We start from the raw sequence: 20,610 nt of genomic DNA on the forward strand, positions 1-20,610 counted from the left end.
CGGGAATCGGGCGACTCGCGCGCGGGAATCGGGCGACTCGCGCGCGGGAATCGGGCGACTCGCGCGCGGGAATCGGGCGACTCGCGGGCGGGTGGGGTGGGGCGGCCCGACCCGTCAGGATCCGGCGCGGCGGCGGCGCAGCCACACGGCGAGGGGGCCGAGCACCGCCCACATCACGACGACGCCGAGCCCCAGCGGAACCAGCCCGTCGAGCGCGGAGCGGCCGGCCACCCGCACGAGCTCGGGCTCGGTGACGTCGTACTCGACCGCGATCGTGTCGCCTTCCTGCAGGCCACGGGGGTAGAAGACCCCGTGCTCGGGCACGACCGCCTCCCCGTTGGCCACCGTGAACCGGACCAGCGTGCGGGAGAACGTCGAGCCGCGGAGCACCTCGGCCTGGGCGACGGCGGGGTTGGCGGCGATCGCCCGGTCGTCGAGTGCGGCGCCCCCGAGTGCGAGGAAGGCCAGCGCGGTGACCACCACCGCGAGACCGGCGACGATCTCGGGGAGACGCCGCGCGATCCCGCGTGCCGCCGGACGAACCAGCGCAGCCAGGTCGTCGACGGCGCGGGTCCCGGTACGCCCCGTGCCAGTCGCCACGACACGGGAGTCTATGCGCGGCGGGCGGCGGGTGTGGGCGGCACCTCTCGGACCCGGCGCGCATCGGACAGCGCGGCCTCCTACTCTCGGTTACGTGACAATCGCCCCGCTGCCGGGCGGGTTAGCCGTGCGAACGAGGCTCATCGACGACCCGGGCCGCCTCATCGACCTGCTTCCCGACGCCCAGAATCCCTTGTCCTGGGTACGCGGTCCCGATGGTCTCGTCGGCTGGGGCGAGGTCGCCCGCTTCACCGGCACGGGGCCGGAGCGGTTCACCGAGGCGGACACCTGGTGGCGGTCGTTCACCGAGCGGCTCGACGTGACCGACGAGGTGGGGACGCCCGGGGCGGGACCCGTGGCCTTCGCCAGCTTCACGTTCGCCGACACGTCGCCCGGCTCCGCGCTCGTCGTTCCCCGGGTCCTGGTGGGGCGCCGCGACGGGCGGTCCTGGGTCACCGAGTTCTCGGGGGAAGGGCCGCCCGCGGTCCGCGCGGTGAGCCCCGTCCGGCCGACGGGGACGCTGCGCTTCGCCGACGGCATGCTCCCCGTGGCCGGCTACCGCAAGGCCGTGGCCGAGGCGGTGCGGCGGATGCGGGCGGGCGAGCTCGAGAAGGCCTGCCTCGCCCACGACCTGCTGGCCGTCAGCGACTCTCCCCTCGATCCGCGGTTCCTCCTCGACGGGCTGGCCGAGCGGTACCCGACCTGCTGGTCCTACGCCGTGGACAGGCTGGTCGGAGCCACGCCCGAGCTGCTGGTGCGGCGCACCGCCGGCATCGTGGAGTCCCGGGTGCTGGCCGGGACGATCTGGCCGGGGTCGGGCGACGACCTGCCGGGACAGCTGATGGGTTCGGCGAAGGACCGGCACGAGCACGCGCTGGCCGTCGACTCGCTGGCCGCCGCGCTTCGCCCGCTCTGCGAGTCGCTCGACGTGCCGGAGACGCCGGGAGTGATCGCCCTGCACAACGTGTCCCACCTGGCGAGCGACGTGCGCGGCACCCTCCGCCCCGGCGCCCCGGCATCGCTGCTCGAACTCGCCGAGGCCGTGCACCCGACAGCCGCCGTGGGCGGTACGCCCCGCGACACCGCGCTCCGCGTGATCAGCGAGCTCGAGGGCATGGACCGGGGCCGCTACGCCGGTCCGGTCGGCTGGGTCGACGGCAACGGCGACGGCGAGCTCGGCATCGCGCTGCGGTGCGCCCAGCTCGACGGATCGGTGGCACGGCTGTTCGCCGGATGCGGGATCGTGGCCGACTCCGATCCGGAGAAGGAGGCGCGGGAGGCCGCGGCGAAGATGGTGGCCGTGCGCGACGCGCTGGAAGCCGAGGCCTGAGGGCGAGGCCCGGCCGGCGGCCACGGACCCGGCTGCCGCCGGGCCGGTGATGTCAGCTCGCGTCGTGCAGCGCGGCGGCCACCGCCGCGTCCACGGCGGTCCGCACGGCCGCGTGTCCCGCGCGCAACGACGGGCGATCCGCCAGCACCTCCACCACCCGCAGACCCGGGGCGGGGACCACGGCGGCCGCGACGTCGGCGACGTCCACCCGGAGGTGGCCGACCCCGGTGGCGGCACACAGCGCGGCGAGGTCGACGCGGTGCGGCGTCCCGAAGATCCGCTCGAACGCCGCAGCGTGCTCGGGTGCCCCCTGCTCCAGCAGCCCGAAGATGCCACCGCCTCCGTCGTTGAGGACGACGACGGTGAGGTCGGGCCGCGGCTCGTCCGGACCGATGACGAAGCCGGTGGTGTCGTGCAGCAGCGTGAGGTCGCCGAGCAGCGCGTACGCCGGGCCGTCGTGCGCGAGCGCAGCTCCCAGCGCCGTCGACACGCTGCCGTCGATCCCGGCGACGCCCCGGTTGGTGAGCACGGTGAGCCCCCGGCGGGGGACCGCGGCGAGCGAGACGTCCCGGACGGGGTTGGACGAGCCGAGCAGCAGCTGCCCGCCGTCGGGCAGACCGGCCAGTACAGAGCGGGCGAGCCGGAGCCCGATCGGCGCGGTGCCGTCGTCCATGACCTGGTCCAGCGCCTTCGCCGCGGCGGTGTCGGCGGTGCGCCAGCGGTGCGTCCAGGACGGGTCGGGGGTCAGCGGTGGCAGCGAGCCGACCGCCTGGACGGTGCCGGCCACGTCCGTCCACGGGAGACCGTTCGGATCGGCCAGCACGTAGGTGGCGACGGACGGGTCGGCGAGCAGCCGCTGGACCGCCCGGTGCAGCGTGGGGCGGCCCGCCACCACCACCTGGGCAGGCTTCAACGACGCGGCCGCCGGGGCGCCGAGCAGCCACGGACCGGTACGCACGGCCGTCGGCCACGGCGCCGACGCCGGCTCCGCGACCACCGGCACCGGCAGGTCGTGCAGACCGGCCGGTGCGTTGCCGCCGGCGATCACGAGCGTGGGCGCGGAGGGGTCCAGCGGCAGCACCGGAGCGTCACGCACGATCGGGGGCACGGACGTCCACGGCCCGCCGTCAGCACGCCCGGCCGGAGCGGCCCCGGTGCCGTCGGGCACGAGCGGCTCCGCGAAGGGGAGGTTGAGCTGGACCGGCCCCGGGGGTCCGCCGAGTGCGCCGGTCGCCGCGGCCACGGCCCGGTCGGTGAGGGAGCGCCAGCGTCCGTTGTCGGCCGCGCTCCCTCCGGCGGCTCCGGTGAGCGTGAGCCGCACGGCCGTGCCGAAGATCCCGGCCTGGGCGATCGTCTGGTTGGCTCCGGTGCCGACCATCTCCTGGGGACGGTCGGCACTGAGCACGAGCAGCGGCACCCCCGCGAAGGACGCCTCGAGAACAGCGGGGTGGAGGTTGGCCACCGCCGTGCCCGAGGTGGTGCACACCGGCACCGGACGCCCGGAGCGCAAGGCGAGCCCGAGCGCCAGGAACCCGGCCGTCCGCTCGTCGATCCGCACGTGCAACCGGAGCCGGCCCGCGACATCCGCTGCGTGCAGCGCGAACGAGAGCGGGGCGTTGCGGGAGCCGGCACACAGCACCGCGTCGGTGATTCCGCAGCGCACCAGTTCGTCGACGATCACCTGGGCCTGCAGCGTCGACGGGTTCACAAGTCGAGCCTAGGCGCGCCGCGGAGCACTCGTCGGTCCGGTATCTACGCGACCGGCGTGGTCTGCGCCGATGGGGTCTGCGCCGGCGCGGGCTCGGGCCGGTAGAACGGCTCGTGCTGCGGCGGCGGCGGAGTGCGGCCGAGAATCAGGTCGGCGGCCTTCTCCGCGATCATCACGACCGGGGCGAAGGTGTTGGCGTTGGTGACGTGCGGCATGACCGACGCGTCGACCACGCGCAGGCCCTCGGTGCCGTGCACCCGCATCGACGCGGGGTCGACGACGGCGTCCCCGCCCGTGCCCATCCGGCAGCTTCCCGCGTAGTGCATCGCCGAGACAGCGTGCTCGGCGACCCACGCCAGGATCTGCTCGTCGGTACGGACCGCCGGGCCCGGGGCCGCCTCGCCGCCGTCGTACTGCTCGAACGCGGGCTGCGCGAGGATCTCCCTGGCGATCCTGATGGAGTCGAGCCACTCCCGGCGGTCCTGCTCGGTGGACAGGAAGTTGAACCGGATCGCCGGGGGCGCCGCAGGGTTCGCGGACCTGATCCGGACATGCCCGCGGGCGTCGGAGGAGACGGGGCCGACGTGCAGCTGGTACCCGTGGCGGTCCGACGGCGAGGACTCGTAGCTCCTCGAGGCGATCGGCAGGAACTGGAACATGATGTTCGGGTAGGCGACGTCGGAGTTGCTCCGCACGAAGCCGCCCGCCTCGAAGTGGTTGGTGGCACCCGGGCCGCTGCGCAGGAACAGCCACTGGAAACCGATCGACGGCGCGTTCTTCAGCGAGGACGTGGGGCCGAGGGACACCGGCTGGGTGCAGGAGTGCTGCACCATCACCTCGAGGTGGTCCTGCAGGTTCTCGCCGACGCCCGGCAGGTGGTGCACCACCGGCACGCCGAGTGCGGAGAGCCGGTCGGCGTCGCCGATCCCCGACAGCTGCAGGATCTGGGGCGACTTGATCGTGCCGCCGCTGACGACGGTCTCGCCGCCCATGACCTGCTCACGGTTGCCGTGCCGGTCGGTGTACTCGACGCCCACGGCGCGGGTGCCGTCGAACAGCACGCGCGTGACGTTGACGCCGGTGCGCACCTCGAGGTTGGGCCGCGACATCGCCGGATGCAGGTAGGCCCGTGCCGCCGACCACCGGCGGGTGGAGCGGATGTTGCGGTCGAAGCGGCCGAAGCCCTCCTGCCGGTGGCCGTTGACGTCCTCGGTGGTCGGGTACCCGGCCTCCACCGTGGCCTGCAGGAACGCCCCGAACAGCGGGTTGGCCGCGCGGCCGCGCTCCAGCGTGATGGGGCCGCCGCGACCGCGGTAGGGGGTGTCGGTGAGGGAGTCCTCGCTGCGCCGGAAGTAGGGCAGGACGTTGGCGTAGGCCCACTCGTCCATGCCGGGCTCGGCCGCCCAGCGCTCGTAGTCCATCGGGTTGCCCCGCTGGAAGATCATCCCGTTCATGCTGCTCGAGCCGCCGAGCAGCCGTCCGGCCGGCACCTTCAGGCGGCGTCCTCGCAGGTGGGGCTCGGGCTCGCTCTGGTGGCGCCAGTCGTAGAAGGACCGGCCCATCGGGAACGGGAGAGCGGCCGGCATGTGGATGAGCACGTCGAACCGGTAGTCCGGGCGCCCCGCCTCCAGCACCAGTACCCGGATGCCGGGATCTGCGCTGAGCCGGTTCGCCAGCACGCAGCCGGCGGAACCGGCGCCCACGATGATGTAGTCGTACGGGGCCTGCATGTGCCACTCCTGTCGGGGGCCGTCCGAACGCTGGGGAGGCCGCGAGGCTAACCCATTCGGGCAGACCCGAGGAACGTGTGATCGACGCTCCGCAACGGTCTCGATGGTGCGGAAAGCGGAAGGAGAACGGTACTACTGCAACCAGTACCGTCGAACCACGAACCGGACGCCCGTGCCGAGGTGGGCAGACCGGATGACCGCGTCGGCCCGTCGACGTGCCCGGGACTCCGGGGCCCCGCCACCGCGCCGGCCCCGATCCGGGCCTGTCGTCCCTGATGAGAGCGCTCGTCCGGCTTCGGGTGATCGACCGGTCACGGCCCGCTCGGTCCGCACCGCGAGGTCACACGGCGGAACGGCGAACCTTTCCGATTTGCTGTTGATCGGACGTGCGCACAACTGCACATCGGCGCTCCGCTGGGTCGGAGACTCCTTCTCACGGGTCGGCGAACGGGGCAGATGGTGCTGCATACGGTCGTCGCAATGAGGGTGCTCGCGGGGTCGAGGCCGCACCCCACGACTTCCCCGGAAGCACGGAACGGCCATCACGGGTTAGGTTGACGATGAGCCATGGGGCACGCCGGTGCCCTCCCGGGAGCATCGCATGAGGCGTCCGCACGCCCCGTCGGACCGACCAGGACAAGCCACCCTCGACCAGTTGCTCACGGTGCTCGCCGCACCCGCCGTACTGCTCTCCGATCCGGACGGTCAGGTCCGGCCCGACGGCGCCCAGGGCCTGTACGTCGGCGACACGCGGTACGGGAGCCGGCTGGAGATCGGCGTCGACGGCGTGGACCTGCACGCCCGGTCCGTCCCGCTCGACGACGCCGCCACGGCCCGGTTCGACGGTGAGCTGCGCGGCGACCGGGGGCTGGTGCGGCTGCGCCGGGAACGCATGCTGGCCGACGGGCACGTGGTCGACCACGTCGAGCTGCACAACGTCGAGCTGCCCGACTCGGAGGCGAGCGGGACGGTCGACGGGGTGTCCCTGCGGGTGGTGGTGCGGGCCCGCAGCGACCTCGCGGCCACGGCGGTGGTGAAGTCGGGCGCCCCGCTGGACGTCGTGGTGCCGCAGGTCGGCGGGGGCGGCGCCCGGTGGTCCCGCAACGGGACCGGTGCGGAGCTGGTCGTCGAGCCCGCGGCGGGTGAGGCCACCACCGTCGGCCCGGACGCGGTGCTCGCCTGGCCGGTGCACCTGGAGCCGGGCGAACGCTGGTCGGTGCGGCTCACCGTCGGCCCGGCGGGCGGCAGGCCCGCGGGCTTCACCCCCGCGGCCCCGATCCCGTGGACGCTCCCGGCGGCCGGGGCCGGGCACCTCGACGCGCTGCTGCACCGCAGCCTCGCCGACCTCGACGGGCTCATGCTCGCCGATCCCCACGCCCCCGACGGCCGTCATGACCGGTTCACCGCCGCCGGGAGCCCCTGGTTCTGCACGCTCTTCGGCCGCGACTCGCTGTGGACGGCCCGGCTGCTGCTGCCGCTGGGCACCGAGCTCGCCGCGAGCACCCTGCGGGTCCTCGCGCGGCGGCAGGGCCGCAGGCACGACGCCCGCTCCGAGGAGGAGCCCGGCAAGATCCTCCACGAGGTGCGCCCCGGTGGTCTGCGGGCGGGAGGGCTGGACCTGCCCCCGCACTACTACGGGACGATCGACGCCACCTCCCTGTGGTGCTGCCTGCTGCACGACGCATGGCGCGCCGGGATGGCCGAGGACGAGGTGGCCGCGCTGCTGCCGGACCTGGAGTCGGCGCTGGCCTGGATCGCCCGGACCGCAGGGCCGACGGGTTTCCTCACCTACCGCGGCTCGTCCGGCGGTGGCCTGGCGAACCAGGGCTGGAAGGACTCCGCCGGTGGCGTGCGTTGGGCCGACGGCTCGATCGCCGAGCGTCCGCTGGCGCTCTGTGAGGTGCAGGGCTACGCCTACTCGGCGGCGCGGGGCGGCGCGGCGGTGCTCGAGGCGTTCGGTCACGGGGGCGCCCGCGAGTGGCTGCGGTGGGCCGACGAGCTCGCCGTGCGGTTCCGGTCGGCCTTCTGGATCGACGACCCGGCCGGGGCCTACCCCGCCATCGCACTCGACGCCGGTGGCCGCGCCGTCACCGGACCCGCATCGAACATGGGCCACCTGCTGTCCACCGGCCTGCTGACGGCGGCGGAGGCCGACCTGGTCGCCGACCGGCTCGCCCGCCCGGACCTGGACGGCGGCCGCGGCCTGCGCACCCTGTCGAGCACGAGCGCGGGGTTCGATCCGCTGACCTACCACTGCGGGTCGGTGTGGCCGCACGACACGGCCGTCGCGGTGCTCGGGCTGGCCGGGGTCGGGCGCCACGACGTGGCCCGGTCGCTCGGCGAGGGACTCGTCGCCGCGGCGGCCGAGTTCGACGACCGGCTGCCGGAGCTCTACGCCGAGGTGGACGGCGAGACGTCGAGCTACCCGACGGCATGCCGGCCCCAGGCGTGGGCCGCGGCCGGCGCCGTCGCCGTGGTGGGCTACCTCAGCGGATGGCCGCTCCCGGAGTGGACGCGCGCGCTCGGTGGTGTCAGCCCTTCTCCGCACCGGCGGTGAGTCCCTCGGTGAGGAGCCGCTCGCTGGCGAAGAAGACGACGATGATCGGGATCGTCACGATCACCGAGCCCGCCATCAGGACCGTGGTGGGGATCTCGATGCCGCCTGCCAGCTGGGAGAGCCCGAGCGACACCGTCCAGCGGTCACGGTCCTCCACGAGGAACAGCAGCGCGAACAGGAACTCGTTCCACGCGATCATGAACACGAACAGGGCGTTGGCGATGATCGCCGGCATGGCCAGCGGCAGGCTGATCCGCCGCATGACGCCGAGCCTGCTGCACCCGTCGATCGCGGCGGCCTCCTCCAGGCTGACCGGGACGGTGTCGAAGTAGTTGCGCAGCATGTAGATCGACACGGCCACGATCTGGGAGACGTACACGATCAGCAGGCCGGCCAGCGAGCCTCGCAGGCCGATCCGTGTGAAGAACACGAACAGCGGGACGGCCAGCAGGATGCTGGGGAACAGGTAGACGGCGAGGAAGAGCACGCTGACCTGCCGCCTGCCGAAGAACCGCAGCCTGCTCACGGCGTAGGCGCCGGGCAGCGCGATCAGCAGCGTGAGCACCACCGTGCCGAACGCGACGATCGCGCTGTTGGCCATGAACTGCAGGAAGCCCTGTCCCCCGGCCCCGCCCGGCGTGAGCACCGTGAGGTAGCTGCCGAGGTCCCATTCGGACGGCCCGACCCACAGTGCGCCGGGGTCCTGCAATACCCGGTCGAGCGGCCGCAGCGACAGCAGCCCCATGTAGTAGAAGGGGAACAGCGTGACGATCAGCAGCCCGACGATGACCACGACGCGCAGCACCGCGAACAGCCGGTTCTCCAGCTCGTCGCGGCTGAACCGGCGCGGCGCGGGCGGCGGCTTCGGAGGCGTGGCGGCGGGCGGCGCCACGCCCACCTCGGTGCCGGCCATCAGGACTGCTCCTCGCGCGGCGCGAGCCGCCACAGGTAGAGACCGATGAGGACCGCCAGGATCGCGGCGAGCACCAGCGCCTGGGCCGCTGCCCCGCCGATGTCGCCGCGGGCGGTGAGGGAGTTGAAGACCGAGACGCTGATGACCTCGGTGCCCGCGCCACCGCCCGTCAGCAGCCAGATGTCGTCGAAGCTGTTGAACGTCCAGATGAACCGCAGTACCGAGAGCACCGCGATCGTCGGCAGCAACTGCGGCAGCACGATGTAGCGGAAGCGCTGCGTGAGCGTGGCGCCGTCCACCCTGGCCGCCTCCTCGAGGGTGGACGGCACGGCCTGCAGCCGCGCGGTCAGGAACAGGAACGCGAACGGGAACGACCGCCACGCCTCGAAGGCGATCACCGTGAGCAGTGCGGTGGGGACGCCGACGTGCCAGCCGAAGACGGAGACCTCGCTGCTGCGCTGGCTCAGGAACGCGATCGGCTCGTCCCAGCCCAGCAGCCGGGTGCCCCAGTGATTGGCCACCCCGAACTGCGGGCTGAGCATGGTCTTCCAGGCGTAGGTGACCGCCACGATGGGGGCCACGTAGGGCAGCAGCATCGCCGCGCGGACGAGTCCGCGGAAGCGGAACCTGCGCCGCAGCGCGAGCGCCGCGACCAGGCCGACACCGATCGCCGCTGCCGTGCCGAACACCGAGTACGCCAGCGTCGTCGCCAGGTTGCCCCAGAAGGCGGACGAGCCGAACACCTTCTCGAAGTTGGCGAGGGTGAAGTTGCCGAACAGGCCGGAGCTGCGCAGGTTCAGCAGCCGGAGCCGCTGGAAGGCCAGCAGCACCGTCCAGAGGATCGGCAGCACCACCATCACCACGACGATGACCACCGTCGGGGAGATCAGCGCGAGCCCGGCGCGCGCCTCCGCGCGCTGCAGCGTGCGTCCGCTCCCGGAACGGCGGTCCGGCCGGGGCGCCCCGCCGGATCCGGACGACGGCGCAGGCGCGCCGACATCCACGCTCACCGCAAGCTGTCCTGGATCGACCGCAGTGTGGCGGCGGCCTGGTCGGCGGCTCCCCGGGCGTCGGCGCCTCCGCTCGTGACCGCCGCGACGGCGGCCGGCACCGGGAGCTCCCCGAGCGAGGCCCCGATCAGGTCACCCTGCCCCTGGGTGATCCCCCACCGGGTGAAGGCCTCGGGGCCGGTGGACAGCACGTCCAGCACCTCCGGTGGGTAGAACTGCGTCAGCGGGCCCTCGGTGTCGACGCCGACGGGCAGCGTCTTCCACCTGTCGACGAACTCCGTGCCGCCGGGCGTGCTGCCGGACCGGGCGGGGAACTTGCCCTCGGGCGCGAAGGCCAGCCAGTCGACGTACCCGTCGCTCATCATGAACCGGACGAACTGCTGCGCGGGGTCGACAGCCGCCTCCGAGGTGATCGCCCAGTTGACGACCTCACCGAACTGCGCGGGCGCGGTGCCGTCTGGACCACGGAGGGACGTGACGACGCCGGTGTTCCTCGCGAGGAAGGTCGGGTCGGCCACGCACTCCGGGCAGCTGGGCTTGGCGTCGTTGCGCAGTCCGGCCAGCTCGTCGAGCAGGAACGTGGACCACACGGCCATGGCCGCCTGGCCGGAGAAGTAGGCGGCGCGCACCGTGTCGACGTCCTGGGTGCCGGGCACGGAGTAGTTCGTGATCAGGTCACGGTAGAAGTCGAACGCGGCGACGCACTGCGGGCTCGCGATGGTGATCTCACCGGCGCTGTTCACCATCTCGCACCCGTTGGCGAGCGCGATGTGCTCGAAGGTCTGCTGGGTGAAGGCGTCGCCCGGCGCGGTGGCCCCCACGAACCCCACACGGCCGTCGCGGGTGAGCGTGCGTGCCGCGTTCAGGATGTCGGCGTAGGTGGCGGGGGCGGGCAGCCCCGCGGCGTCGAACAGGTCGCGCCGGTAGTAGAGAAGCTGCGACCACGCCTCGCTGGGCACCGCCAGCTGCCGGTCGCCGTCCCTGGTGAGCTCGAGGGCCCGCTGGTCGAAGGTGCCGGCGCCCAGCGCGTCCACCACGGCGGCGGTGGCGTCGGTGTTGACGAGGTCGTTGGTCGCGAGCGTGCGCACCGACGACAGCGGGATCGACCCGATCACGTCCGGCAGCTCACCGGCCGCGGCCGAACTGGTGAGGAGCTGGTTGAACTGGTCCTCGTCGACCCCGACGAGGTCCACCTGCACCCCGGTCTGCTGCGTGAAACGGGCGATGATGGCCTGCGTGGCGGCCACGCGGTCGGGGAGGGTGTCGGCCGTCCACACCGTGATGCGCTGGGCGTCGCCGCCGCCGTCCTCACCCCCACCGGCGCAGGCGGACAGCAGCAGCGCGGCCACGAGACCCAGGGCCGCGACGATGCGGCGGGTCGCACTTCTCATTCGACGTCTCCCCATGGGCCGGTTCGAAGTGCGGCAAGTCAACCCCGGCGGCATGCTGATCCACAAGCCTCGTTTGAGCATCGCTTTGGGTGGCTATTACCTGCACGGAGCAACCTCGACCGCCCCGGTCGACGGTGGGATCCGCCAGTTCTGGACAACGGTTGAAGCGGTCGCATCCGCACACCGGGATTCCGGGGGTGGGGCGCTCCCCACCCCGGGCTCGGGGGCGCAGGGCACTGCCCATGAGGACGCCGGGCGCTGAGATCGTCGTATGACCCAGACGATGACTCCGCCGACCACCGCGGCGGTGGCGCTGCGCGGCGTGAGCCGCACCTACGGCACCGGACCGGCGGCGGTGCGGGCCGTCGACCGCGTGGACCTCGACTTCCGCCGCGGCACCTGGACCGCCGTGATGGGCCCGTCGGGATCCGGGAAGTCGACGCTGCTGCACTGCGCGGCCGGGCTCGAACGTGTCGACGCCGGGCAGGTGCTGCTCGGCGACACCGACATCGGTACGGCAGGCGACGCGGAGCTCACCGCGCTGCGCCGCGAGCGCATCGGCTTCGTGTTCCAGAGCTTCAACCTGCTCGGCGCGCTCACTGCCGAACAGAACGTGGCGCTCCCGCTGCGGCTGGCCGGACGGCGGCCGTCGCGGTCGGAGGTCCGCGCCGTGCTCGCGGCCGTCGGGCTGGCCGACCGCGCCCGGCACCGGCCGCGCGAGCTGTCCGGCGGCCAGCAGCAGCGGGTCGCGATCGCCCGCGCGATGGTGACCCGCCCCGACGTGCTCTTCGCCGACGAGCCCACCGGAGCGCTCGACTCCACCACCGCACGCACGGTGCTCGGGCTCCTGCGCGCGATCGTGGACGGCGGGCAGACCATCGTCATGGTCACGCACGACCCGGCTGCTGCCGCCCACGCGGACGGCGTCGTGTTCCTGCGGGACGGGCGCGTCGTCGACCGGCTCGCCGGCGCGAGCGCCCGCGACGTGGCCGACCGCCTCGTGACCCTGGAGCGCTGACCCGTGCTGCGGCTGTCCTGGTCCACGTTCACCGAGCGCTGGCCGCTCTTCGTCGGGGCCGCGCTGACCGTCTGTCTCGGCGTCGCGCTCGTCCAGTCGTCGCTGCTCGTGCTGATCTCCGTGGCCACTCTCGACGCCCCGGCCGGGCTGAGCACCACCGGGCTCGCCGGCTTCGCCGAGAGCGTCGAGGTCGGCGTGACGCTCTCCGCACTGACCCTGGCCTTCTCGGCCTTCCTGACGGTGTTCATCGTCGGGTCGACGTTCGCGTTCACCGTCGCCCAGCGCCGCCGCGACCTCGCACTGCTGCGGCTGGCGGGCGGCGGGCGCGGCCAGCTGCGCAGGCTGCTCCTCGGCGAGGCCGTGCTGCTCGGGGGGATCGGCACGGCCGCCGGAGTCCCGGTGGGGCTGGCGGTGATGGCGTTCCAGTCGTGGCTGCTCGGGGCGCTCGGCTTCGTGCCGCCCGGGTTCACCCCGCAGTGGCGCACGTGGATCCTCGGCGTCTCCGTGGGCGTCGGCCTCGCCGTCGCGGTGGCCGGGGTCCTCGTCGCGGCGCGCAGGGCGTCGCGGGTGCAGCCCCTGGAGGCGCTGCGGGACAGCGGCGAGGCCGCCCGGGTGATGACGGCGGGCCGATGGGGCGCCGGCGGGCTCTTCGGGGCCGGGGCTGTCGCGCTGGTCGTCCTGTCGCCGCTGGGTGGCGCAGGAGGCGGCCAGGCGATGGCGGTGAACGCGGCGCTGTGCGCTGCGGTGGCGTTCAGCGCGCTGAGCCCGCTGCTGGTGCCGGGGATCGCCCGGCTGCTGCCGGCGCAGGCGGGCGGCGTGCTCGCCGAGCTGGCCGGGGCCAACCTGCGCGACGGGGTCCGGCGCAGCGCGTCGATCGCCGCGCCGCTGATCGTGCTGGTCGGGCTGCTGCTGGGGCAGACGGCGGCGCTCACCTCCTTCGCCACGGCCGCTGCGGCCGAGCAGCGCCGCGGCACCAGCGGCGATCTCGTGGTGGAGGCGACCGGAGCGGCGACCGGACCGTGGGTCAGCGGTGTGCCCGGGGTGGCCGCCACCTCCACCGAGCTCACGGTGCCGATCTCGGTCACCCGCGGCACCGGCGAGGACGCCGAGACCGAGCGGGGCACCGCGCTCGTGGTGGACCCGGCGGCCTACGAACGGTTCCACCCCGGCACCGCGGGGCTGGCCGGGCTGCGCGGGCGGGCCGCAGCCGCCGGACCCGGCGGCGACGCCGGCGGCCCCGGTGAGACGGTCGCCGTCCGAGCGGGGGGTGCCGACCTCGGGCCGCTGCCCGTGGTCGCCGCGGCTCCCGCCCGGATCGGTGGCGGGGCGAACCTGCTGCTCCCGGCGGGCCTCGTACCCGAGCACGAGCTCGCGGACGCTCCCTCCCGGACCTTCGTCGCGCTGCATCCCGGGGCCGACGGGATGGCGGTGGCCGCCGCGGTCGCCGCCGTCGGCGAGGTGCACACCGTGGACGAGTGGAGCGCGCGCGACGCCGCGGCGCGTGATGCGATGAGCACGAGCGTGCTCCTGGTGATCATGGGCCTGGGCGGGGTGTACGCGCTGATCGGCGTCGTCAACGCCGTGGTGGTGGGAGCCTCGGCGCGGCGGCCGGAGTTCGCGGCCGCGCGGGCCGCCGGCCTCTCCCGCGGCCAGGTCGTGCGCTCGGCGCTGCTGGAGTCGTGGGCGGTCACCGTGATCGGGCTCCTGCTCGGTGTGCTCGCCGCGGGCACGACCTTCCTCGCGGTGCTGGCCACGACGGCCGTGGTCACCGGCGCGGCCACGCTCGCAGTGCCGTGGCCGTTCGTGCTCACCGTCTGCGTCGGCGCGTTCCTCGTGACGGGCGCGACGAGCGTCATCACCTCGATGTCGGCCACCCGCACGCTGCCGGTCGCTCTCCTGGGCAGCCGTGAGTAGGCCGTGCTGCAGAGTGGTCCTGGACGTGGTGACACACACACCGGGGTGGGTTCGCCGAGCGGCCGCCGGATGCCATATTTGAGAAATCAAGCGATCATCGACACCGCCTGGAGTCACCGTGCCGGAATCTCCCGCCGCCACCTTCGAACGGCTCAGCGGGCTCCTCCAGCCGCTTGACACAGAGGTCCTCTTCGACCGGGCACACGTGCTCGGGGGGAGCATCGCCGGGCTGCTCGCCGCCCGCGTCCTCGCCGACCACGCCAGAAGCGTGGTCATCGTCGAGCGGGACGGCACCGACACCGAGGCCGACACGCGGCCCGGCGTGCCTCAGGGCTACCAGGTGCACACCCTGCTGCCCGGCGGGCGGGACCAGATCGAACGCTGGTTCCCCGGGCTCACCCAGGAGGCGATCGACCGGGGCGCTGAGCTGTCCGATCCGGAGAGGTCCGTCGGCTACCTCGACGGCGTCGAGCAGATGAGCACCCCCAACACCCGGCTCGTCACCAGCAGCCGCCCCTTCCTCGAGTCGCTGATCAGGCGCCGCACCCTCGCCCTGCCCAACGTCGAGATCGTCACCGGGCGGGCGACCGGCCTCGCCTACGAGGGCGACGCGGTGAGCGCGGTGCGCTACCTCACCGACGACGGGGGACGGGAGGAGAGCACCGACTTCGTGGTGGACGCCACCGGCCGCGCCAGCAGGCTCACCGAGTGGCTGGAGCAGGGCGGCTGGCCGCGACCCGAGCTGGAACGCCTGGCCGTCGACGTCCGGTACCTGTCCGCCCGGTTCAAGCGCTCCCCCGAGCGGACCGGCCCACTGAGCGGCATCGCCCGCTACAGCCCGGGCTTCCCGTCTAAGGGTGCGGCAGGCGCGGCGGTCAACGCGATCGAGGACAGCCAGTGGACGATCATGCTCGCCTGGCACGGCGACGCGGGGCGCGGCACGACGAAGGACGGCTTCCTCGCCGAGTGCGCCGACCTGCCCCCGATCTTCCAGGAAGCGGCCGCCGGGCAGATGGTCGGTGACGTCGTCCCGTACCGGCATCCCGACAGCCGCAGGCGCCACTTCGCCGACCTCGATCGCTTCCCGGCGCGGCTGGTCGCCGTCGGCGACGCTGTGGCGTCGTTCAACCCGGTGTTCGGCCAGGGCATGTCGTCGGCCGCCCTGCACGCGTCGTGCCTGTCGGAGTACCTGCGCTCCGACGTCGACCGGACCGCCGCGGCGCGGGAGTTCTTCGCACTGCAGAAGGTGGTGGTCGACGCGGCGTGGGACGTCTCCACCGCGGGCGACGCCGCCCGGCTCGGTATCCGGCCGCCGCAGACCGCGAAGGCGCGGATCCAGCGGTGGGTGCTCGGGCAGGTCTTCGCCGCGGCGAACCGGGACGTCGAGGTCGCCACTGCCGTGCGTGCCGTGGGCTTCATGACCGCCCACCCGCGGTCGCTGGCCGCGCCGCACGTCGTGGCCCGGGCCGTGCTCGCCAACCGGCGCGCCCGCCGGGCGGCAGCCAGGGGCTGAGGCCCGACCACCCGCGCCGGTGGCGGGTGCGCCGAGCAGTAGCGTGGACGGCGCCATGAGCGCCACCCTGCAGGCCACCGATCTCGCCGCCGGCCACGGCGCCCGCGTCCTCTTCTCCGGTCTCGATGTCGTCGTCGCCCCTGGTGACGTCGTCGGGCTCGTCGGGGCCAACGGCGCGGGCAAGTCCACACTCCTGCGTCTGCTCGCAGGAGAGCTCGAACCGGAGGACGGCAAGATCGTCCTCAGCCCGCCGGACGCGACGGTCGGGCACCTCCCGCAGGAGCCCGAACGGCGCCCCGGCGAGACGGTCACCGCGTTTCTCGCCCGCCGCACGGGTGTCGCAGCGGCCCAGGCGGCCATGGACTCGGCGGCAGAGGCTCTCGGCACCGGCGCACCCGGTGCCGACGACGCGTACGCCGCCGCCCTGGACCGGTGGCTCGCCCTCGGTGGCGCCGACCTGGAGGAGCGGGCGGGCGGCGTCACCGCCGACGTCGGGCTGGCGATCGACCTCACCACGCCGATGACGGCCCTCTCCGGAGGGCAGGCGGCCCGTGCCGGGCTCGCCGCGCTGCTGCTCTCGCGCTACGACGTCCTCCTGCTCGACGAGCCGACCAACGACCTCGACCTCGACGGCCTGGAGCGGCTGGAGCGGTTCGTGCAGGGGCTGCGGTCGCCTGCCGTGATCGTCAGCCACGACCGGGAGTTCCTCGCCCGCACCGTCAACCGGGTGGTCGAGCTCGACCTCGCCCAGCAGCAGGTGGGCGTCTACGACGGCGGCTACGACAGCTACCTCGCCGAGCGCGAGGTGGCCCGGCGGCACGCCCGCGAGGCCTACGAGGAGTACGACGACAAGCTGGGCGGGCTCAAGGACCGGGCCCAGATGCAACGCAACTGGATGGCCCAGGGCGTGCGCAACGCGCGGCGCAAGGCCACCGACAACGACAAGATCAGCCGCAAGACCCGCACGGAGGCGAGCGAGAAGCAGGCCGCGAAGGCCCGCCAGACGCAACGGATGATCGAGCGGCTCGACGTGGTCGAGGAGCCGCGCAAGGAGTGGGAGCTCCGCATGACGATCGCGGCGGCACCCCGTTCGGGCACGGTCGTCGCGTCGATGTCCGGGGCGGTGGTGCGCCGCGGGTCGTTCACGCTCGGGCCGATCGACGCGCGCGTCGACTGGGCCGACCGGATCGTGATCACCGGGGCGAACGGGTCGGGCAAGACCACGCTGCTCGGCGCGCTGCTGGGCCGCATTCCCGTCGACTCCGGGACGGCGGGGCTCGGCTCGGGCGTGCGCCTCGGGGAGATCGACCAGGCCCGCGGCCTCTTCCTGGGACCACAGCCGCTCGCCCGCGCGTTCGGCGACGCGGTGCCGGACTGGGCGGAGTCGGACGTGCGCACGCTGCTGGCGAAGTTCGGGCTCACCAACGACCACGCCCCGCGCCCCGCGGTGGAGCTCTCCCCCGGCGAGCGAACCCGCGCGGCACTCGCGCTCCTGCAGGCCCGCGAGGTGAACCTGCTGGTGCTCGACGAACCCACCAACCACCTCGACCTGCCCGCGATCGAGCAGCTCGAACAGGCGTTGGACTCCTTCGGCGGCACCGTGCTGCTGGTGACCCACGACCGGCGGATGCTCGACACCGTGCGGACCACCCGCCACTGGACGGTGGCGGGCGGCCGGCTCACGGAGTCCTAGCCGCCGACTGGGGCGGTCAGACCGGGCGGGTCTTCGGGGCGTTCGCCGCTGTGCGGGCGGGGTCGCGCTCCACGATGTCGCCCAGCGCCTCGTCGATGCGCTTCATGACGTCGAGCTCCAGCGTCACACCGGAGGCCTTGACGTTCTCGGCCACCTGCTCGGGCCGGCTGGCCCCGATGATCGCGGCCGCGACGTTGTCGTTCTGCAGGACCCAGGCCACCCCGAGCTGAGCCATCGACAGGCCCAGGTCCGCGGCGATCGGCTCGAGCTGCTGCACCCGGCTGAGCGTCTCGTCGTTCAGGAAGCGCCTGATCATGTTGGCGCCCCCCTTCTCGTCCGTGGCCCGCGAGCCGGCAGGCAGCTCGGCGCCCGGCTTGTACTTGCCGGTGAGCACCCCCTGCGCGATCGGGGAGAAGACGATCTGGCTGACGCCGAGCTCGGCCGAGGCGGGCACGACCTGCTCCTCGATCACCCGCCACAGCATGGAGTACTGCGGCTGGCTGGAGATGAGCTTGATCCCGAGGTCGGTCGCGAGGGCGTGGCCGGCCCGCAGCTGCTCGGCCGTCCACTCGCTGACGCCGATGTAGTGCGCCTTGCCGGCGCGCACCACGTCGGCGAACGCCTGCATCGTCTCCTCGAGCGGCGTCTCGGTGTCGTACCGGTGGGCCTGGTAGACGTCGACGTAGTCGGTCTGCAGCCGCGAGAGGCTCGCGTCGATCGACTCCATGATGTGCTTGCGCGACAGCCCGCAGTCGTTGTGCCCCTTCGGGCCGGTGGGCCAGTAGACCTTCGTGAGGATCTCCAGCGATGCCCTGCGCTCGCCCTTCAGCGCCTCCCCGAGCACCGTTTCGGCGGCCCCGTTGGCGTACGTGTCGGCGGTGTCGAACGTGGTGATTCCCGCGTCGAGAGCCGCGCGGACGCACGCCGTTGCGGCGTCGTTCTCGATCTGCGAGCCATGAGTGAGCCAGTTGCCGTATGTGATCTCCGAGATCTTCAGCCCGGAGTCACCCAAATACCGAAATTCCACGGTGCTGACAGTAGGTCTCGGACATCAACGACACCACCGGACCTCAGGCCGCGGGCACGCCACCGCGGCACCCTGGGCCGGCGGGCGGCCATGATCGCTCTGGTCCACCCGGTATCGACGCAGGTAGCGTCCCCGCGGGGACTGAACCGGGTCAACCGGATCAGTGGGAGTACCGCAACCAGGACGGGGGAGCAATGCAGCTCGAGGGGGCGCGGACAGTGGTGTTCGCAGGCGACAGCGTCACCGACTGCGGGCACACCGGTGACCCGCCACGACATCTGGGCCACGGCTACGTCCGGCTGGTCGACGACGCGCTCGCGACGGTGCTCGGGTCCTCCGCACCCCGGGTGGTGAACTCCGGGACCAGCGGCAACCGGCTCGTCGACCTCGAACGCAGGTGGCAGGCTGACGTGATCGCCCAGCGACCCGACGTCGTGTCCGTGCTCATCGGCGTGAACGACACCTGGCGCCGCTACGACCGGGGCATGCTCTCGCTGACCACCGAGTTCGAGGCCCGCTACGACCGCATGCTCGGCGCACTCGTCGAGGCCACGCACGCGCGTCTGGTGCTGGTGGAACCGTTCCTGGTGCCCGTGGACGACGACCAGCCGGCGTGGCGTGCCGACCTCGACCCGAAGATCGACGCCGTCCACCGGCTCGCCGAGAAATGGTCCGCCACGCTCGTGCCCGCCGACCGGGAGATGCGCGAACGCGCCCGCGTCGTCGGGGCCGCGGCCCTCGCCGACGACGGGGTGCACCCGACCGACCTGGGCCACAAGGTGCTCGCGGACCTGTGGCTCGACACGGTGCTGGGGTAACGCCCCCCGCATTGCAGCAAAGCCACTTTCCTGCAACGTCGTTGCAGGAAAGTGGCTTTGCTGACTTCGGTCGAGGTTGGTAGGACGAGCGGGTCAGGCCTCCGGGAGCTCCTCCTGCAACCCGATGGCGAAGCGGAGCTCCTGCTCCCCGTCGGCACCGGGCACCGGCTGGACGTCGAGCACCTTGTCGTCGAGCACCTCGGCCGCCACCGGCTCGAGGAACACGCTCACACCCTCCCCGGCGAGGACGACGTCGTCGGCGTCCGGCTGGCCGGCGAGCGACAGCTCGAGGCCCTGATCCGGGTCGGGTGCGGAGATCCGCAGCCCGCCCCCGTCAGGCAGCTCCGCATCGGTGGTCAGCGACTTGATCGCTTCGGCCGCGTTGTCGGTGATTGCCAACATGCGGCGCAACGCTAGGGGTGCGGCGCCGCATCCGCAGCGTGGAACCGACGATCGCTGCCCCGATCAGCCGAAGTTCGAGGGGTCCGGACCCGTGCGGGTGCCGTTCTCGAGCTCCGCGAACGTGGCCAGGTCGTCGTCGGACAGCTCGACGTCGAACACGTCGAGGTTCTCCCGCACCCGCGTCGGCGTCACCGACTTCGGGATCACGATGTTGCCGAGCTGCAGGTGCCACGCCAGCACGATCTGCGCCGGGGTCTTGCCGTACTTCTCCGCGAGCCCCACGATCCGCTCGTCGGACAGGAGGTCCCCGCCCTTGGCGAGCGGGCTCCAGGCCTCGGTCGCGATCCCGTGCTCCCGGTGGTAGGCGCGCAGCTCGTCCTGCGGGAGCCACGGGTGCAGCTCGATCTGGTTCAGCGCGGGCACCGTGCTGGTCTCCGCGGCGAGCCGGTCGAGGTCGGGGACCCGGAAGTTCGAGACCCCGATCGCGCGCGCCTTGCCGTCGGACGCGATCTTCTCGAACGCCTTCCACGTCTCGACGAAGCGGTCACTCTTCGGCCGCGGCCAGTGGATCAGGAAGAGGTCCACGTGGTCGAGCCCGAGCCGCTGCAGGCTCTCGTCCAGCGCGGTGATCGCCTCGTCGTAGCCGTGGCGGTCGTTGTTCAGCTTCGTGGTGACGAACACCTCGTCGCGGGACAGCCCGCAGTCGCGCAGGGCCTGCCCCACGCCCTCCTCGTTGCCGTAGCCCTGCGCCGTGTCGATGTGCCGGTAACCGGCCTCCAAGGCGTCGCGCACGGCATCTGCTGTCCGGTCCGGCTCGATCTGGAACACCCCGTAGCCGATCTGCGGGATCTCGACGCCGTTGTTCAGACGAATATTCGGTACGTGCGACATGCCCGCAGGCTACCCACGGCGCGCCGTGGCGTAACGGCGGCGAAACCCAGCCCACACCAGCCCCCACGCGCCACCGCCCCCGCCGCCCGCCCCGC

At 73.2% G+C, this 20,610-nt stretch carries 16 protein-coding genes; 7 read left to right on the forward strand and 9 right to left on the reverse strand.

Features of this window, described 5'->3' with window-relative positions:
• Nucleotides 1-114 precede the first annotated feature (114 nt).
• Entirely contained in the window at nt 115-600 is a 486-nt protein-coding gene (locus tag ACQPZA_RS33660; protein WP_433276183.1) for a DUF3592 domain-containing protein, read from the reverse strand.
• 94 nt (nt 601-694) lie between these two features.
• Between ACQPZA_RS33660 and ACQPZA_RS33665 the strand changes: the two genes are divergently transcribed.
• On the forward strand, nt 695-1,930 hold the full coding sequence (locus tag ACQPZA_RS33665; RefSeq protein WP_433276185.1) for an isochorismate synthase: 1,236 nt from the start codon (nt 695-697) through the stop codon (nt 1,928-1,930).
• 52 nt (nt 1,931-1,982) lie between these two features.
• Here the strand turns inward: ACQPZA_RS33665 and menD are convergent, their stop codons facing one another.
• On the reverse strand, nt 1,983-3,638 hold the full coding sequence (gene menD, locus ACQPZA_RS33670) for a 2-succinyl-5-enolpyruvyl-6-hydroxy-3-cyclohexene-1-carboxylic-acid synthase (RefSeq protein ID WP_433276187.1): 1,656 nt from the start codon (nt 3,636-3,638) through the stop codon (nt 1,983-1,985).
• A 44-nt stretch (nt 3,639-3,682) separates the two neighbouring features.
• Nucleotides 3,683-5,368, reverse strand: coding sequence for a choline dehydrogenase (betA, locus tag ACQPZA_RS33675; RefSeq protein WP_433276189.1), 1,686 nt, complete (start codon nt 5,366-5,368; stop codon nt 3,683-3,685).
• Between the two features lie 601 nt (nt 5,369-5,969).
• On the opposite strand from betA, the gene ACQPZA_RS33680 reads away from it, so the two are divergent.
• Nucleotides 5,970-7,925, forward strand: a complete 1,956-nt coding sequence (locus ACQPZA_RS33680) for a glycogen debranching N-terminal domain-containing protein (protein WP_433276191.1) — start codon at nt 5,970-5,972, stop codon at nt 7,923-7,925.
• On the opposite strand, the gene ACQPZA_RS33685 is transcribed toward ACQPZA_RS33680, so the two are convergent.
• From ACQPZA_RS33685 to ACQPZA_RS33695, 3 genes are read right to left on the reverse strand one after another with little or no spacing between them, the layout of a single operon-like run.
• On the reverse strand, nt 7,900-8,838 hold the full coding sequence (locus ACQPZA_RS33685; RefSeq protein WP_169398971.1) for a carbohydrate ABC transporter permease: 939 nt from the start codon (nt 8,836-8,838) through the stop codon (nt 7,900-7,902). The two genes, ACQPZA_RS33680 and ACQPZA_RS33685, sit on opposite strands and share 26 nt — an antisense overlap.
• Nucleotides 8,838-9,848 carry a carbohydrate ABC transporter permease gene (locus ACQPZA_RS33690; RefSeq protein ID WP_433276193.1) on the reverse strand — a complete coding sequence of 337 codons (1,011 nt, stop codon included), beginning with the start codon at nt 9,846-9,848 and terminating at the stop codon, nt 8,838-8,840. The genes ACQPZA_RS33685 and ACQPZA_RS33690 overlap by 1 nt, the downstream gene beginning before the upstream one ends.
• The gene (locus ACQPZA_RS33695) at nt 9,845-11,239 is read right to left on the reverse strand and encodes an ABC transporter substrate-binding protein (RefSeq protein WP_433276195.1); all 1,395 of its coding nucleotides are present in this window, start codon (nt 11,237-11,239) and stop codon (nt 9,845-9,847) included. Before ACQPZA_RS33695 ends, ACQPZA_RS33690 begins: the two co-directional genes overlap by 4 nt.
• Before the next feature lie 283 nt (nt 11,240-11,522).
• On the opposite strand from ACQPZA_RS33695, the gene ACQPZA_RS33700 reads away from it, so the two are divergent.
• The 4 genes from ACQPZA_RS33700 to ACQPZA_RS33715 all read left to right on the forward strand — a co-directional run bounded on the left by ACQPZA_RS33700 (nt 11,523) and on the right by ACQPZA_RS33715 (nt 17,377).
• Nucleotides 11,523-12,257, forward strand: coding sequence for an ABC transporter ATP-binding protein (locus tag ACQPZA_RS33700; protein WP_433276197.1), 735 nt, complete (start codon nt 11,523-11,525; stop codon nt 12,255-12,257).
• 3 nt (nt 12,258-12,260) lie between these two features.
• On the forward strand, nt 12,261-14,171 hold the full coding sequence (locus ACQPZA_RS33705; RefSeq protein WP_433276199.1) for an FtsX-like permease family protein: 1,911 nt from the start codon (nt 12,261-12,263) through the stop codon (nt 14,169-14,171).
• Nucleotides 14,172-14,289: 118 nt separating this feature from the next.
• Nucleotides 14,290-15,684 carry an FAD-dependent oxidoreductase gene (locus tag ACQPZA_RS33710; RefSeq protein WP_433276201.1) on the forward strand — a complete coding sequence of 465 codons (1,395 nt, stop codon included), beginning with the start codon at nt 14,290-14,292 and terminating at the stop codon, nt 15,682-15,684.
• A 55-nt stretch (nt 15,685-15,739) separates the two neighbouring features.
• Nucleotides 15,740-17,377 (forward strand): ABC-F family ATP-binding cassette domain-containing protein, encoded by a 1,638-nt coding sequence (locus ACQPZA_RS33715; RefSeq protein WP_169398967.1) that lies wholly within the window; start codon nt 15,740-15,742, stop codon nt 17,375-17,377.
• Nucleotides 17,378-17,393: 16 nt separating this feature from the next.
• On the opposite strand, the gene ACQPZA_RS33720 is transcribed toward ACQPZA_RS33715, so the two are convergent.
• The gene (locus tag ACQPZA_RS33720; protein ID WP_433276203.1) at nt 17,394-18,404 is read right to left on the reverse strand and encodes an aldo/keto reductase family protein; all 1,011 of its coding nucleotides are present in this window, start codon (nt 18,402-18,404) and stop codon (nt 17,394-17,396) included.
• Nucleotides 18,405-18,598: 194 nt separating this feature from the next.
• Between ACQPZA_RS33720 and ACQPZA_RS33725 the strand changes: the two genes are divergently transcribed.
• Entirely contained in the window at nt 18,599-19,222 is a 624-nt protein-coding gene (locus ACQPZA_RS33725; protein WP_433276205.1) for an SGNH/GDSL hydrolase family protein, read from the forward strand.
• A 93-nt stretch (nt 19,223-19,315) separates the two neighbouring features.
• On the opposite strand, the gene ACQPZA_RS33730 is transcribed toward ACQPZA_RS33725, so the two are convergent.
• On the reverse strand, nt 19,316-19,624 hold the full coding sequence (locus ACQPZA_RS33730) for an adhesin (protein ID WP_169398964.1): 309 nt from the start codon (nt 19,622-19,624) through the stop codon (nt 19,316-19,318).
• A 63-nt stretch (nt 19,625-19,687) separates the two neighbouring features.
• Nucleotides 19,688-20,515, reverse strand: coding sequence for an aldo/keto reductase (locus tag ACQPZA_RS33735; RefSeq protein WP_169398963.1), 828 nt, complete (start codon nt 20,513-20,515; stop codon nt 19,688-19,690).
• Between the last annotated feature and the right edge of the window lie 95 nt (nt 20,516-20,610).

The sequence above is a fragment of the Pseudonocardia xinjiangensis genome (assembly GCF_050948425.1).
GTDB lineage: Bacteria > Actinomycetota > Actinomycetes > Mycobacteriales > Pseudonocardiaceae > Pseudonocardia > Pseudonocardia xinjiangensis.

What these genes read in the sequence shown, in the direction of transcription:
- betA (WP_433276189.1), bottom strand. Translation starts at nt 5,368, where the DNA reads ATGCAGGCCCCGTACGACTACATCATCGTGGGCGCCGGTTCCGCCGGC.
- ACQPZA_RS33685 (WP_169398971.1), bottom strand. Translation starts at nt 8,838, where the DNA reads ATGGCCGGCACCGAGGTGGGCGTGGCGCCGCCCGCCGCCACGCCTCCG.
- ACQPZA_RS33695 (WP_433276195.1), bottom strand. Translation starts at nt 11,239, where the DNA reads ATGAGAAGTGCGACCCGCCGCATCGTCGCGGCCCTGGGTCTCGTGGCC.
- ACQPZA_RS33715 (WP_169398967.1), top strand. Translation starts at nt 15,740, where the DNA reads ATGAGCGCCACCCTGCAGGCCACCGATCTCGCCGCCGGCCACGGCGCC.
- ACQPZA_RS33725 (WP_433276205.1), top strand. Translation starts at nt 18,599, where the DNA reads ATGCAGCTCGAGGGGGCGCGGACAGTGGTGTTCGCAGGCGACAGCGTC.
- ACQPZA_RS33680 (WP_433276191.1), top strand. Translation starts at nt 5,970, where the DNA reads ATGAGGCGTCCGCACGCCCCGTCGGACCGACCAGGACAAGCCACCCTC.
- ACQPZA_RS33735 (WP_169398963.1), bottom strand. Translation starts at nt 20,515, where the DNA reads ATGTCGCACGTACCGAATATTCGTCTGAACAACGGCGTCGAGATCCCG.
- ACQPZA_RS33700 (WP_433276197.1), top strand. Translation starts at nt 11,523, where the DNA reads ATGACTCCGCCGACCACCGCGGCGGTGGCGCTGCGCGGCGTGAGCCGC.
- ACQPZA_RS33730 (WP_169398964.1), bottom strand. Translation starts at nt 19,624, where the DNA reads ATGTTGGCAATCACCGACAACGCGGCCGAAGCGATCAAGTCGCTGACC.